The following is a 12,651-nucleotide window of genomic DNA, read 5'->3' as shown; positions in this document are numbered from 1 at the left end:
GGCTTTGCGCCGGGTCCGATCATTTGCTGGCGACAACCATGCGGTTGCCCTCGCTGTCGCGGAATTCGGCGACCGTGCGGCCCGGCTGCCAAGTCGCTTCCTGCGGCTCGGTGATGATTTCGACGCCGCGCGCCTTCAGGCCCGCGACCGTTGCCTCGACATCGCCATCAACGAGCACCAGCACGGGCTCAGTGCCCGGCGTGTCATCGGGGCGTTTGACGAAATGCAAATTGGTGACGGCGCCGGGAAATGTCAGCTCGATCCAGCGCCAGCCGCTGTCGCCCATCAGCTGGTCCGCCGACACCTGGCAAGCAAGATGGCCGGTGTAGAAGGCCTTGGCGCGGTCCTGGTCGAACACCGGCAATTCGGCAAACTGGATGTGCATGATGGGTCTCTCCTGCTCCTCGATGGCTGCCGCGCAGCCGTCCACGGGAAAGACGATCCGGACGATCGAAAAGATTCGCCGGGCGACGAATCTTTTCGAGGCCGCGAAACGTCTTCTCCGTGCAGAGTTGAAAAACAGGAGACGACAATGGGCTACAATCTCATCCGCTACGGCGTGAAGGACGAAAGCATCGCCGAGAACCGTATGCTGGTTGCACAGGTGTTCGAGGCACTCGACGACACGAAGCCGCAATCTGTGCGCTACCTCGTCCTGGAACTGGAGAATGGCGAGTTCATCCATCTTGTCAGCCAGGATGGCGACGGCCTGACCGGGCTCGCAGCCTTCAAGGCCTTCAGCGCCGATCATGCCGGACGCCGCTCGACGCCGCTTGCCAGATCGCCGGCAAAGATCGTCGGCAATTATCGTATGCTGGCCGGCGAGGTCGTGCCGGCTTGAATGCGAAGACCGGCATTTAGGGAACGGACAGGATGAACACAGCAAAACTCGACCGCGTTGCCCTGGAGGCGATGCTCGGCTCCTTGCGACCGAAGCTGCACCGCTACTGCGCCCGCATGGCCGGCTCGGTGATCGATGGCGAGGACATCGTCCAGGAGACACTGATCAAGGCACTGCAGGCCATCGACGGCGACGCCGCCGTCGAGCGTCCGGAGCAATGGCTGTTCCGCATAGCCCACAATGCCGCGCAGGATCATCTGCGCCGGCGCCAGCGGGAGCAGGCGCGCATGAGCGAGACCGACATGACGACGATCGAAGACCCCTCCGCAAGCGCCGATGCGAGGCTCGCCACCGCCGCCAGCCTGCGAAGCTTCATGCAGCTGGCAACAGTGCAGCGCAGCGCCGTGATCCTTGTCGACGTGCTTGGCCTCAGCCTGCACGAAACCTGCGAAGTGTCCGGCGCGACCCTGGCCGCGACCAAGGCAGCGCTGCATCGCGGGCGGTCGCAGCTGCGCCTGCTGGCGTCACAGGACGAGCAGGCGCCTGCCCCAAAACTCGACGCCGGTGACGAGCGGCGCCTGCGCCGCTATGTCGACCTGTTCAACGCGCGCGACTTCGACGCCGTGCGCGCGTTGATCGCCGAGGACATCCAGCTTGAAGTCGTCAATCGCACCCGCATGCGCGGCAAGGCGCAGGTTTCCAACTATTTCGGCAATTACGACCGTGTCCAGGATTGGGCGCTGTCGCTCGGCTTCGTCGACGGCAGGCCGGCCATCCTGATCCGCAGCCCGCAAGCGGGAGATGACGCCGTGCGCGGCTTCATGCTGGTCGACTGGCAGGATGGAAAGGTCAGCCATATCCGCGATTTCCGCTACGCGCCCTATTGCCTTGCCGATGCGGACATCCGCTTCATCGACGAGTAAGCATCGGCCAGAGAGCGCGGGCTTCGCGCCTCAGGCGAAGCTTTGCAAATTGGCGTCCTGCAGCTTGGAGCCGGCGAGCAAGGCCTCGAGCACCTGCTTCTTGAGCGACAGGCACTGCGAGCGGGCAAGCTTTGCGATGGCCGAGACTTCGGCCAGCTCGCAGGCAAGCACCAACTCCTTCTGCTGGCCGATGATCGCTTGCGTGAAGTCGCGCGATTTGAAGCCGAGATGGAGGACACGCTCCGACTGGTCGAGCGTTTGGTCGAGCAGGCGAACCAGCCGCAGATTGCCGGAGAGTTCAGCCAGGGCCAGGCGAAAGGCGCGGTCGGCCGCCAGAAAGGCGACATGGCTGCGCAGCGTCTCCGGCTTCAGCACCTTCTGCGCCGCCAGCCCGATGTCGTCGAGCCCGCGTTCGGTGAGGTTTGCCGCGGCCACCCGGAACACTTCCGGTTCGATCAGGCTGCGGACGTCGAAGATCTCGTTGACGTCGCGCAGGCTAAGCGGTGCGATGACATAGCCGCGGCGCGGCTCGCTCTTGATCAGCCCTTCCTGCGTCAGGCGGGCCAAAGCCGAGCGGATCGTCGCCTTCCTGATCTGGTAGCGGTCGCCGATCTGCTTTTCGGTCAGGCTTTCGCCGGGTTGCAGGACGCAGGCGACGATGTCGCTCTTCAGCTGCTCATAAGCTTCCTCGCTGCGCAATATGTCGGCGGTCGACGGCGCCTTGACGGCGGACGGTGACACTGATTTCGGAAGAGCCATATCTGCCTGCCCGTTTGGTCTGCCCGCGTGGTCTGCCCGCGTAGTCTGCTTGCCCGTTTCGACCATCCGGGTTGACGGGTCTGTCGGCATTCGCTAGCCTGAGCATCTCAGCTGTATTGGTTGAGCTTCCCAATGGAGATGACGACAAATGTCTCTTGCCGCCAACTCGCCTCTCTACGCCGTAACCGCCGGTATCGTCAACGCAGCCAAAGGTGCTCATGCCATCGAACGGGTCAAGGCGGTGCTGCGCGAACACACCGACTGCTTCCATGCATCAGGCGTGCTCGCGCATGAGGAAGACGACGATGAGGTGCTGCTGCATGCCAGCCCTGACTTGACCATCTACCACATCACGCTGTCGCCCGGCCTGCGGTACCCGCCGCACAACCATCTAATGGATGCGCTGATCGGCATCTACAAGGGCAGCGAGACCAACTTCATCTATCCCGTCGACGGCAGCGAGATCGATGCGCCGGAACGCCACGACATCGCGGCGCCCGCGGTGGTGCACATGACCCCTGATACGGTGCACGCGGTGGCCAACACCGGCAGCGCCCGCTCAGGCGCCCTGCATGTCTATCTCGGCAATCTTACCGAGACCCACCGCCACATGTGGAGCCCGGACAGCAACCAGGCAGAGCCGTTCGACAATATTCGGTATCTGGCTGGTGCGAGGCCGATTGGGTCCTGATCCGGGATAGGCGGAATAACGGTCGCCGCATACCGGCCCATTTCAAGAACACCGCAGCGCGTTGATTAGCGCAGTTAGTGCGGCAGGCTGATGCTGGCGACTGGGGTAATACATGAAGAAGCCTGGAATAGGCGGCGTCCAGTTCTCCAGCACTCGAATGAGGCGGTGCTCGGCAACGTGTTCCGCGACCTGCTCTTCATATGTGAGCCCAAGACCGGCTAGCGGATCGCAGGAAATCACAGTTTCGGCGGAAATGGCGCGCCCGAAGAGATTCGAACTCCTGACCCCCAGATTCGTAGTCTGGTGCTCTATCCAGCTGAGCTACGGGCGCGCAACAGGCCATGCTTTACATAGCCCCGCTAACCGATCCTGACGACCAGCCGCGACAAGACGTGTTCCCTAGCGACTGAATTTCCGAAAAGCAAGCCAATCCGGCAAAAGTTTTGTCGCAGCTGCTTTCGACGGTGTCGATCAAGGTGTGCTGAGATTCAGCTAAAGTCCGGCTTCGGCTGAATATCAATACTGCTCAGGCCGGGCGGCGCAGGCCGTTGCGGGCCTGGTCGAGGCGGACCGGCTGGTCGGGGATGGTGACGGCGAAGGTGGTGCGTCCGCCGATCGATTCGACCAGCTCCACCGTGCCGCCATGGGCGCGGATCAGTTCGTGCGCGATGGCCAGGCCAAGGCCGGTGCCGCCGCTGCGGGCCGAGCCGCGAAACGCCGCGAACAGGTTTTCTCGAGCCTTCGCCGGCAGGCCGGGACCGGTGTCGGTGACAATGATGCGGCTTACGCTGCCTATGCGCTCGGCCGATACGGCGAGCCGGCGCACCAGCGCGCTCTCGGCGTCGGCCGCCATCGCCTGGACCGCGTTGCGACAGAGATTGGTGAGCACGCGAAACAGCTGGTCGGAATCGGCATCGACCTCGAAGGCGAGCTCGACGGCATTGACGAATTCGATGCCGCCCTCGATGTCGAGCAGGCCGTGGACGTCGTCGACCAGCTGGCGCAGCCGCAAGCGGCGGCGTGAGGGCGCCGGCTCCTGCGTGCGACCATAGTGGAGCACGCCTTCGGAATAGGAGACGGCTCGGTCGAGCGCGCGCAACAGCTTTGGCGCGAAGGCCTGCACCGTCGGGTCCTTGACCAGGCGCAAGCGGTCCGACATCAGCTGCGCCGAGGCCAGGATGTTGCGCATGTCGTGGTTGATCTTGGAGACGGCGAGGCCAAGGTCGGCAAGGTGCTTCTGCTCCGACAGCATCTTTTGCAGCCGTTCCTGCATCTGCGACAGTTCGCGCTCGGCAACGCCGATCTCGTCGGCGCGGGCGGCCGGGTGGATGATGCGCCCTGGATCGTCGGGCGCCTCGGAGAAGGACAGCATCGAGCGCGTCATGGTGCGGATCGGGCCGATCATGATCAGGTCGATCGCGGCATAGACCAGCATTGCGGTGAACAGCGAGATCAGCAGTGAGACGAAGGCGACGTTGCGCGAATAGCGCAGCATGGCGTTGCGCAGGGAATAGTCGGGCATGATCAGCTCGAATTCCTTGTCGCTGTCGACGACCGGGCCGAACACCCGCAGCATGCGCTTGCCGCCGAAGAACAGCGTATCCAGCGCCCCGGTCATGCCCTTGATCATGCCGACATTGGCGATGTCGATGTGCTCGTCGACCTGCGGCGGCATCTCGGCCACCACCAGCAGGCGCGATACGCCGCCGTCGCGCACCGCGATCGCCTTGGCGCCGATTGCCATCAGCACGTCGTTCTGGGCGGCGCGGGAGAGCGAATTGGGCTCGCCCTGCACCAGCACGATCGACACCGCGGCAGCGGTGCTTAGCCGCTCCTTCAGCCAGGCCAGGCGGTAGCTGGCGATCCAGGGCAGGAAAATGAGGACTTCGGCCAGGAGCACGAAGACAATGGTGAGCAAGAGCAGCTTGGTCGACAGGCCGCGCGCCAAGGGCACTGAACGATTGGGCACCGAACGGCTCGCAACCGGGCGAACGGTCGCCGGGCTGGCATCGGCTGTCGCCGGGCCGCTCCCTTCATCCGCTGATGCAACTTCGCTCATTAAGGCCTGTCTTCACAAACGCTTGATCGGTTGAGATTAGGTGATTGCGGCTTTTTTGCCAATTTCATCCTTCGTTGGACGATGGTGCCAGCAATAAAGATAGCCTCGAACTGGGTGTTCGCGCCGCGACGAACGGGGTGTCGCGTCGTGACGAACTGGCAGTTCGCACTGCGACGAACTGGCGTTCGCGCTGCGACGAACTCATAGTTCGCGCTGGATTGACTCCCAAAACCCTTCTTTCTATAAGCCGCTCACGCTCGGGCCATTCGTCCCGGCGCGGTTTCGATCGCGCCAATGCCGGCCCGGCAAAGCTCCTGTTACACAGTGACAGAATCAAGAAGGGCCGCACCCCGCGGTATTAAAACAAATGAAGCGTACCTACCAACCGTCCAAACTCGTCCGCAAACGCCGGCACGGTTTCCGTGCTCGCATGGCCACCAAGGGTGGTCGCGGCGTCGTCGCAGCTCGCCGCAACCGCGGCCGCAAGCGGCTCAGCGCCTGAACGGAAGACGAGATCGTTGCCCGCAACCGGCAAGCCAGTGGGACCAAACCCCAAGCGGCTTCTGAAACGTGCGGAATTCCTGGCCGTCCGCCGCGGTGAAAAGCGGCGCGGGCGGCTTTTTCTCGTTGAAGTTCTCGACCGCAAAGACGGTCTGCCGCCGCGCGTCGGCTTCACCGTCACCAAGAAGGTCGGCAATGCGGTTGTGCGCAACCGCGTCAGGCGGCGGCTGAAAGAAGCCGTGCGCACCCATGCCGCAAGTGACATGGCGCCCGGCAATGACTATGTCATTGTCGGGCGTGAAGACGTGCTCACCATTCCGTTCGGCCACTTGAAGGCCGAACTCTCCCGCCGTCTCAGCGGAACACGATAGGCCAAGGGCTTTCGATGGAAAATAACCGGAACTTCTACATCACCATCGTCTTGTCGGTGCTGATCCTCGGGCTGTGGCAATATTTCTATGTGCTGCCGCGGAGCGAACAGCAGCGCGAGGCGGCCCGCATCGAAGAGCAGCGGGCGGCGGAGCAGAAGAAGGCGGCCGAGGCCGCCAATCCCGGCGGCACGCCGGCGCCCGCGGCGCCCGGCGCCATTCCAAACGCGCCCGGCACCTATGTCACGACGCCGGAAGGCCGCGCGCAGGAAGTGGCCAAGACGGCCCGCGTCAACATCGACACGCCGAGCCTGTCGGGCTCGATCAACCTCACCGGCGCCCGCCTCGACGACCTAAAGCTCAAGCACTACACCGAGACGGTCGACAAGACATCGCCGCAGATCCAGCTGCTCAATCCGCAGGCGCTGCCCACCGGCTATTATGCCGAGATCGGCTTTGTCGGCAGCGACACGACCGGCACTGTGCCGGGCCCGGAAACGGTCTGGAGCGTCGACGGCAATGCGACGCTGACGCCGGCGACGCCAGTGACGCTGACCTTCACCAACGACAAGGGCCTGACCTTCAAGCGCACGATCTCCGTCGACGGCGACTACATGTTCACCGTTTCCGATGCGGTGCAGAATTCAGGCTCGACCCCCGTCACGCTGTCCAATTACGGCCGCGTCATCCGTTTCGACAAGCCGGCCGTCGCCAGCTCCTATGTGCTGCATGAAGGCCTGATCGGCGTCACGGGAACCGAAGGCCTGCAGGAGCACAAATACGCCGACATCGAGAAGAACAAGCTCTATACGCCGAGCAAATCGACCGATGGCTGGCTTGGCATCACCGACAAATATTGGGCGGTCACCCTGGTGCCGACCGAGAAGCAGCCCTTCCAGCCGCACTATGCCTATTACGACAATGGCCGCCCGCGCTACCAGTCGGACTTCCTCACCGACCCGATCACCATTGCCGCCGGCCAGTCGGCGACGGTCGAGACCGAGATCTTCGCCGGCGCCAAGGAAGTCAACAAGATCAACGCCTACGCCCAGGATCGCCAGATCAGGCTGTTCGACCGGCTGATCGATTGGGGATGGTTCATCTGGATCACCAAGCCGATGTTCTACCTGATCGACACGCTGTACAAATTCTTCGGCAATTTCGGTCTGGCCATCCTTGCCACCACCGTCGTCGTCAAAACCCTCTTCTTCCCGCTCGCCAACAAATCCTATGCGTCGATGGCGAACATGAAGAAGGTGCAGCCCAAGATGCTCGAGATCCGCGAGAAATACGCGGACGACAAGATGAAGCAGCAACAGGCGATGATGGAGCTGTACAAGACCGAGAAGATCAATCCGCTCGCCGGCTGCTGGCCGGTGGCGCTGCAGATCCCGGTGTTCTTCTCGCTCTACAAGGTGCTCTACATCACCATCGAGATGCGGCACGCGCCGTTCTTCGGCTGGGTCCAGGATCTGGCCGCGCCCGATCCGACCTCGGTCTTCAACCTGTTCGGCCTGCTGCCCTTCGCGCCGCCGGCATTCCTGCCGCATATGGGCGCCTGGGCGGTGGTCATGGGCATCACCATGTTCCTGCAGATGCGCATGAACCCGACGCCGCCGGATCCGACGCAGGCGCAGATCTTCACCTGGATGCCGGTGATCTTCACCTTCATGATGGGCAGCTTCCCGGCCGGCCTCGTCATCTACTGGGCCTGGAACAACACGCTGTCGATCCTGCAGCAGGGCGTGATCATGAAGCGCCAGGGCGCCAAGATCGAATTGTGGGACAATCTGACGGCATTGTTCCGAAAGAAACCCTCGCCAGCTGAATAAACAGCGTGGCAATCAAAGCCCCGGCTCGTCCGGTGTTTTTGTGGACGAGGCGCGCATCACGTTCCCGTGAGGCGCGAAACTTGCGGCGTGCAACCGGCGTGGCTGCTGCTTGTACCGCCAAGGCCGATCAACACCGATCAGCTCTAATCCGAAGACCGCTGTTTTTGATCCGTGACCCCGTCATGTCCATCGCGGGGATGCGGCGCGTGGAATGGGCATTCGCCTTTAAATATTTGTTATCATTATCCTTTTTTACTCTGCACCGAAACTTTCCCGCAATCGCCGCGTAACTCTTCCCGACAATCGAATCAACAATTGTCGCACCAGAAGGGTTCTCCAATGGCAAAGTCCATCCTCAAGGCATTCTGCTTTTCCGCCGGCCTGGCTCTATCGGGCCTCGCAGCTACGACGGCCTATACGCTCGCCAATCCCGCCGTTGGCGGCGCTGCGATGCTGACCTCGAAGAACATCGTCGAGAACGCCCTCAACTCGCCGATCCACAAGACGCTGGTTGCCGCCGTCAAGGCCGCCGGCCTGGTCGACACGCTGGAAAGCGCGGGACCCTTCACGGTGTTTGCGCCGACCGATTCCGCCTTCAAGAAACTGCCGGCCGGCACCGTCGCCACGCTGGTGAAGCCCGAAAATAAGGACAAGCTGACCAAGATCCTGACCGCCCATGTCGTGGCCGGCAAGATCTCGGCCAAGGATATGATGACCAAGGCCAAGGCGATGGGTGGCAAGTATGAAATGAAGACCGTCAGCGGCGACACGCTGATCGCCGAGGTAAAAAAAGGCGCGCTTTATATCGTCGACGAATCCGGCGGCGCCGCCAAGGTAACGGTCGCCGACGTCAACCAGTCGAACGGCGTCATCCACGTCGTCAACAAGGTGCTGTTGCCGAAGTAACGGCTTTACGCAACGGGGAATGACGGCGGGCTGCGACGGGCTTTCTCGGTCTGCCTTCCCCACCTCACGAGGAGGTGCCATTCTTTTGAAGCCGTCTTCGACACCACCGGGGTCCTGCTTGTCCTTCGCAGGGCCCCGTTTTTATTGTTTCAGGGCGCCTTAGCCGACGGCGGCGGTCGACCTGATCGTGATCTGCCGCGGCACGAACTGAACATCGAAGCCCAGCAGGGCTCGCTCATCGGGCGATTGGTGCTATAGGGCGGATCACGCCATCTCGAATGGCGGCTTTAATTTGCGCCACTCTCGACGGATCTCGCCATGGACGGACCCAACCCAGACATCAAACACCCGATCCCGATGCACCCCCGCGTCGGCTTCCTCAAGCCCCTGGTCACCGCGCCGAATATCGAGATCGGCGAGTTCACCTACTATGACGATCCTGACGGACCGGACAAATTCGCCGAGCGGTGCGTGCTGCATCATTATCCCTTCATCGGCGACAAGCTGATCATCGGCAAGTTCTGCGCCATCGCCGAGGGCGCGCGCTTCATCATGAACGGCGCCAACCATGCCATGTCCGGCTTTTCCACCTATCCGTTCAACATTTTCGGCCATGGCTGGGAGCAAGGCTTCGACCCGAAGACGTGGTCGCAGGAACTGCGCGGCGACACGGTGGTCGGCAATGATGTATGGATCGGCATGGATGCGGTGATCATGCCCGGCGTGTCGGTCGGCAATGGCGCCATCGTGGCGGCGAAATCGGTGGTGACGCATGACGTGCCGGCCTATGCGATCGTCGCCGGCAATGCGGCAAAGGTGGTGAAGATGCGTTTCGACGACAGGACGGTCAGGCGGCTGCTTTCCGTGGCGTGGTGGAACTGGCCGGTGGACAAGATCGGCCGCAACCTCAACGCCATTCGGGGCGCCGATATTTCCAGGCTGGAGGCAGCGATTTGAACGCGCTGGGCAACACCGTCATCGGAACCGACCTGTTCACCAAGGGGTGGATCTTCATCCGCGGCGTGCCGGCGATGAAGTTCCTGCCGCCGGAGGGGCCGCCGGAGATCGCCTTTGCCGGCCGCTCCAATGTCGGCAAGTCGTCGCTGATCAATGCGCTGGTCGGCCATAACGGGCTGGCGCGCACCTCCAACACGCCGGGGCGCACGCAGGAGCTCAACTATTTCGTGCCGGGCGGGTTTTCCGGCGAAGGCACCGACTTGCCGCCAATGGCGCTGGTCGACATGCCGGGCTACGGCTATGCCAGCGCGCCGAAGGAAAAGGTGGACGATTGGACCAAGCTGGTCTTCGACTATCTCAAGGGCCGCGTGACGCTGAAGCGGGTCTATGTGCTGATCGATTCCCGCCATGGCATCAAAGCCAAGGACGACGAAGTGCTGTCGCTGCTCGACAAGGCGGCGGTGTCCTACCAGATCGTGCTGACCAAGACCGACAAGATCAAGGCCGCCGGCGTGCCGCAGCTGATCGAAGAGACATTACTGAAGATCAAGAAGCGGCCGGCGGCGTTTCCGTTCGTGCTCGCCACGTCGTCGGAAAAGGGCGAGGGTCTGGACGAACTGCGCGCGGCGATCGTGCTGGCGGCCAATGGCGGTTAAAAGCAACTCCGGGAAAAGTGTGAAGCGGTTTTCCGTCCGGAGTTGCGAAAAAAGACCTTTGGCTAACTAGGCCTTTGCCTTGGACTTCGCCTCGAGCGCGATCATCTGGTGGCTTTCTTCCTCGGCAAGCTTTTCGGTGCCGTAGGACTTCAGGAACAGGCTGACGCCCGACCGCACGATGTGGTCGATTTCATCCTGGCTCGGCGCCTTGGTGCGGTAGGCGAAGATGCACTGGCGAAACAGGCCGGCGAGGCACAGTTCGGTGAATTGATAGGCGGCAAGATCGACATCATCGATCTTGAGCAGGCCGCGTTCTATGGCTGCATTGAGGAACTTGACCACCTTGTCGTGGCCGCGTTTGGGGCCGCGTTCGTAAAACCGCGCGCCCATGTCCGGTATCCTGTCGGAGGCGCCGATCACGGTGCGTTGCGCCTGGATGACCTTGGCCGAGGTGATCTTCATCGACAGCACCTTGCCGAACTTCACCAGCGTCTGGCGCAGATCGTCGGCGCGGTCGAGCATGTCGTACATGTTCTTGAAGATGGTGCCGCGCTCTTCCTCGATCAGCGCCTCGAACAGCTCTTCCTTGTTGGCGAAGTAGACATAGATCGTGCCCTTGGAGACGCCGGCCTCGCGGGTAATGTCGTTCATCGACGCCGCTTCGAAGCCCTTGTCGATGAACACGCGCCGCGCGCCCTCGATAATCTGGCTGCGCTTGACCGGATCCTGGCCCGCCGCCGGGCGGCCGCGACGCGCACTATCCAGCACATCGCACGGATCATTTTCGACGTCGGGTAACGTGTCGGCCATTAAAGTCACACCTCGCGAAATAATTCGAACCGAGCGGTTCGATTGCTCTTGATATGGGCCTGCTTTAGCGCTATGTCAACGTTCGCATCGAACCGAACGGTTCAGTATAACACATTTTCCTTATGTAGCTACGGTAGCGAGATATCATGTCCTCGAACACGCCAACCACCGCCGAAGTCCGCCCCTTTCCCAACGCCAAGGTCTCGCCGGTTATCGAAGCGCCGGAAGCGCCCATCAAGCCTGCCGCCGAAGTTTTGGCCGAGGTGCCGGCCAAGAAGAAGCGGTCGGCTCGCTCGTTCATGCTGCCGATCATCGGCCTCGCTCTGCTCAGCGCCGGCGCCTGGTATGGCTATAATTACTGGACCGACGGCCGGTTCCTGATCTCGACCGACGATGCCTATGTCCAGGCCGACATGTCGTTCGTCTCGCCGAAGATTTCCGGCTATGTCGATCAAGTCAAGGTCTCGGAGAACCAGCAGGTCAAGGCCGGCGATCCGCTGCTGACGATCGACGACGGCGACTACAGAATAGCCGTTGCCCAGGCGGAGGCGCAGATCGCCACGCTGGCCAAGACGCTCGACCGTATCGACGCGCAGACCAAGGCGGCGCAAGCTTCGCTGCAACAGGCGCAGGCGCAGAAGGTCGCCGACCAGGCGGCAGCCGACAACGCCGCTCGCGCCCAGCAGCGCGCCGCGCAACTGGTCAAGACGCATGTCGGCACACAGGCGCAACTGGACGATGCCCAGACCGCTCTCGACCAGGCCAATGCGGCCCTCGTCGGCGCCGACGCGCAGATTGCAGCCGCACAGGCCAATATCGGCGTGTTCGAAGCGCAGCGCGCCGAATCGGCCAGCACGCTGGCTTCGCTGCGGCTGAACCGCGACAAGGCCGCGCGCGATCTGTCCTTCACCGTGCTCAAGGCGCCTTATGACGGCGTCGTCGGCAACCGCTCGGTCGAGCAGGGCGACCTCGTCAGCCCGGGCCAGAAGCTCGCCGTCGTGGTGCCGCTGGACAAGCTCTACATCGTTGCCAACTTCAAGGAGACGCAGCTGGCCAAGCTGGTGCCCGGCGAGAAGGTGCGGGTCTCGGTCGACGCCACGGACGGCCATGATTTCGAAGGCACGGTGTCGTCGCTGGCGCCGGCTTCGGGTGCGGTGTTCTCGCTGCTGCCGCCGGAAAATGCCACCGGCAACTTCACCAAGGTGGTGCAGCGCATCCCGGTTCGCATCGACGTTCCGGCCGATGTGCTGAAGGCAGGCAGGCTGCGCGCCGGCCTGAGCGTGGTCGTCGCCGTCGACAGCCGCACGGCTCCGGCTACGGCGAACTGAGCGAAAGCCGGGAGCAACGC

At 62.5% G+C, this 12,651-nt stretch carries 14 protein-coding genes and 1 tRNA gene; 10 read left to right on the top strand and 5 right to left on the bottom strand.

Annotated features, from left to right (window positions below; all coding sequences use genetic code 11):
* Positions 1-19: 19 nt before the first annotated feature.
* A complete protein-coding gene (locus tag ACYG97_RS24305; RefSeq protein ID WP_023728831.1) occupies positions 20-385 on the bottom strand; it encodes a VOC family protein in 366 nt (121 codons plus the stop codon).
* 147 nt (positions 386-532) lie between these two features.
* Between ACYG97_RS24305 and ACYG97_RS24300 the strand changes: the two genes are divergently transcribed.
* Both ACYG97_RS24300 and ACYG97_RS24295 read left to right on the top strand, forming a co-directional pair.
* Positions 533-841, top strand: coding sequence for a hypothetical protein (locus ACYG97_RS24300; protein ID WP_023681378.1), 309 nt, complete (start codon positions 533-535; stop codon positions 839-841).
* Between the two features lie 32 nt (positions 842-873).
* On the top strand, positions 874-1,764 hold the full coding sequence (locus ACYG97_RS24295) for a sigma-70 family RNA polymerase sigma factor (protein ID WP_023732742.1): 891 nt from the start codon (positions 874-876) through the stop codon (positions 1,762-1,764).
* Positions 1,765-1,794: 30 nt separating this feature from the next.
* Here the strand turns inward: ACYG97_RS24295 and ACYG97_RS24290 are convergent, their stop codons facing one another.
* Complete coding sequence (locus ACYG97_RS24290; protein WP_031261966.1) at positions 1,795-2,523, bottom strand: GntR family transcriptional regulator; 729 nt, start codon at positions 2,521-2,523, stop codon at positions 1,795-1,797.
* A 148-nt stretch (positions 2,524-2,671) separates the two neighbouring features.
* Here ACYG97_RS24290 and ACYG97_RS24285 point away from each other — a divergent pair, with 148 nt between their 5' ends.
* A complete protein-coding gene (locus ACYG97_RS24285; protein WP_023732744.1) occupies positions 2,672-3,214 on the top strand; it encodes an autotransporter in 543 nt (180 codons plus the stop codon).
* 254 nt (positions 3,215-3,468) lie between these two features.
* On the opposite strand, the gene ACYG97_RS24280 is transcribed toward ACYG97_RS24285, so the two are convergent.
* Positions 3,469-3,545, bottom strand: a tRNA-Arg gene (locus ACYG97_RS24280).
* A gap of 195 nt (positions 3,546-3,740) precedes the next feature.
* Positions 3,741-5,273 (bottom strand): ATP-binding protein, encoded by a 1,533-nt coding sequence (locus tag ACYG97_RS24275; protein WP_023732745.1) that lies wholly within the window; start codon positions 5,271-5,273, stop codon positions 3,741-3,743.
* A 367-nt stretch (positions 5,274-5,640) separates the two neighbouring features.
* Here ACYG97_RS24275 and rpmH point away from each other — a divergent pair, with 367 nt between their 5' ends.
* The 6 genes from rpmH (at position 5,641) to yihA (ending at position 10,493) form a co-directional block, all read left to right on the top strand.
* Complete coding sequence (rpmH, locus tag ACYG97_RS24270; protein WP_008833937.1) at positions 5,641-5,775, top strand: 50S ribosomal protein L34; 135 nt, start codon at positions 5,641-5,643, stop codon at positions 5,773-5,775.
* Between the two features lie 16 nt (positions 5,776-5,791).
* Positions 5,792-6,145, top strand: coding sequence for a ribonuclease P protein component (gene rnpA, locus ACYG97_RS24265; RefSeq protein ID WP_023681360.1), 354 nt, complete (start codon positions 5,792-5,794; stop codon positions 6,143-6,145).
* 14 nt (positions 6,146-6,159) lie between these two features.
* Complete coding sequence (yidC, locus tag ACYG97_RS24260; protein ID WP_023681359.1) at positions 6,160-7,974, top strand: membrane protein insertase YidC; 1,815 nt, start codon at positions 6,160-6,162, stop codon at positions 7,972-7,974.
* A 339-nt stretch (positions 7,975-8,313) separates the two neighbouring features.
* Complete coding sequence (locus ACYG97_RS24255; RefSeq protein ID WP_023673244.1) at positions 8,314-8,880, top strand: fasciclin domain-containing protein; 567 nt, start codon at positions 8,314-8,316, stop codon at positions 8,878-8,880.
* A gap of 318 nt (positions 8,881-9,198) precedes the next feature.
* Positions 9,199-9,837, top strand: coding sequence for a CatB-related O-acetyltransferase (locus ACYG97_RS24250; protein ID WP_023732746.1), 639 nt, complete (start codon positions 9,199-9,201; stop codon positions 9,835-9,837).
* A complete protein-coding gene (gene yihA, locus ACYG97_RS24245; RefSeq protein WP_023673242.1) occupies positions 9,834-10,493 on the top strand; it encodes a ribosome biogenesis GTP-binding protein YihA/YsxC in 660 nt (219 codons plus the stop codon). Before ACYG97_RS24250 ends, yihA begins: the two co-directional genes overlap by 4 nt.
* A 66-nt stretch (positions 10,494-10,559) precedes the next feature.
* Here the strand turns inward: yihA and ACYG97_RS24240 are convergent, their stop codons facing one another.
* A complete protein-coding gene (locus ACYG97_RS24240) occupies positions 10,560-11,303 on the bottom strand; it encodes a TetR/AcrR family transcriptional regulator (RefSeq protein ID WP_023681357.1) in 744 nt (247 codons plus the stop codon).
* 146 nt (positions 11,304-11,449) lie between these two features.
* Here ACYG97_RS24240 and ACYG97_RS24235 point away from each other — a divergent pair, with 146 nt between their 5' ends.
* Entirely contained in the window at positions 11,450-12,631 is a 1,182-nt protein-coding gene (locus ACYG97_RS24235) for an HlyD family secretion protein (protein WP_023732747.1), read from the top strand.
* The last annotated feature ends 20 nt before the right edge of the window (positions 12,632-12,651 follow it).

The sequence above is a fragment of the Mesorhizobium sp. W067 genome (assembly GCF_054719525.1).
The sequence above is the reverse complement of the archived record's forward strand: the minus strand, read 5'-3'. Positions and strand labels throughout refer to the sequence as shown.

Excerpts from the sequence above, each read along its gene's own strand:
- yidC (WP_023681359.1), top strand. The coding sequence starts at position 6,160 with ATGGAAAATAACCGGAACTTCTACATCACCATCGTCTTGTCGGTGCTG.
- ACYG97_RS24235 (WP_023732747.1), top strand. The coding sequence starts at position 11,450 with ATGTCCTCGAACACGCCAACCACCGCCGAAGTCCGCCCCTTTCCCAAC.
- ACYG97_RS24275 (WP_023732745.1), bottom strand. The coding sequence starts at position 5,273 with ATGAGCGAAGTTGCATCAGCGGATGAAGGGAGCGGCCCGGCGACAGCC.
- ACYG97_RS24285 (WP_023732744.1), top strand. The coding sequence starts at position 2,672 with ATGTCTCTTGCCGCCAACTCGCCTCTCTACGCCGTAACCGCCGGTATC.
- ACYG97_RS24240 (WP_023681357.1), bottom strand. The coding sequence starts at position 11,303 with ATGGCCGACACGTTACCCGACGTCGAAAATGATCCGTGCGATGTGCTG.
- ACYG97_RS24290 (WP_031261966.1), bottom strand. The coding sequence starts at position 2,523 with ATGGCTCTTCCGAAATCAGTGTCACCGTCCGCCGTCAAGGCGCCGTCG.
- ACYG97_RS24250 (WP_023732746.1), top strand. The coding sequence starts at position 9,199 with ATGGACGGACCCAACCCAGACATCAAACACCCGATCCCGATGCACCCC.
- ACYG97_RS24295 (WP_023732742.1), top strand. The coding sequence starts at position 874 with ATGAACACAGCAAAACTCGACCGCGTTGCCCTGGAGGCGATGCTCGGC.
- ACYG97_RS24255 (WP_023673244.1), top strand. The coding sequence starts at position 8,314 with ATGGCAAAGTCCATCCTCAAGGCATTCTGCTTTTCCGCCGGCCTGGCT.
- ACYG97_RS24305 (WP_023728831.1), bottom strand. The coding sequence starts at position 385 with ATGCACATCCAGTTTGCCGAATTGCCGGTGTTCGACCAGGACCGCGCC.
- rpmH (WP_008833937.1), top strand. The coding sequence starts at position 5,641 with ATGAAGCGTACCTACCAACCGTCCAAACTCGTCCGCAAACGCCGGCAC.
- ACYG97_RS24300 (WP_023681378.1), top strand. The coding sequence starts at position 533 with ATGGGCTACAATCTCATCCGCTACGGCGTGAAGGACGAAAGCATCGCC.